Source organism: Acinetobacter sp. RF14B, assembly GCF_006864105.1.
Lineage (GTDB): Bacteria > Pseudomonadota > Gammaproteobacteria > Pseudomonadales > Moraxellaceae > Acinetobacter > Acinetobacter lwoffii_C.
Genome location: NZ_SMTB01000247.1, coordinates 1 through 501, shown reverse-complemented (window position 1 = coordinate 501; position 501 = coordinate 1). Strand labels below are relative to the sequence as shown.

At 49.1% G+C, this 501-nt stretch carries 1 protein-coding gene; it reads right to left on the bottom strand.

The annotated features are described in order from the left end of the window. A partial coding sequence (gene radC, locus E2K52_RS14780; RefSeq protein ID WP_151205722.1) for a RadC family protein occupies positions 1 to 385 on the bottom strand: 385 nt, incomplete at its 3' end. Between the last annotated feature and the right edge of the window lie 116 nt (positions 386 to 501).

Here is a 501-nt window from a genome sequence, read left to right as displayed (position 1 = left end):
CGAGAAAGATCACCATAAAGATCTCCCGCTCCTCACCCGTGAGCTGGCTTTGTAAAAATTCCCTCGTCATCTCCGGGCTGAGTAAAGGGCTTTCTTCACGCATCCGCACGTTGTAGTAACGCCGCGCCAGTTCAGCAATCCCCTTTAACTGGGCAAATTTCGCCACGCCAATTCCATGAACGCCACTAAATTGTTCATATTCAGAGGTTAACAAGCCATAAAGAGAGCCGAAATTCTCCAGCATCTCTTTTGCCAGGGTTAATACATCTTTACCGCGCGTTCCGGTACGCAGAAATAGCGCCAGCAGCTCGACATCCGTTAAGGCGCTAATACCAAACTTCAGCATTTTTTCGCGCGGCATCAACAGCTGTGAATTGTTTTTCACCTTCACCTCCTTTGTGGTGCTCGCATCCTGTCATAGCCGTTTCGTTAAATCGACGGCCAGTTTTCAATCCTGGAAAGCGCCTCGCAAAGTGAATCTCAGGTGAAGGCACGACAACA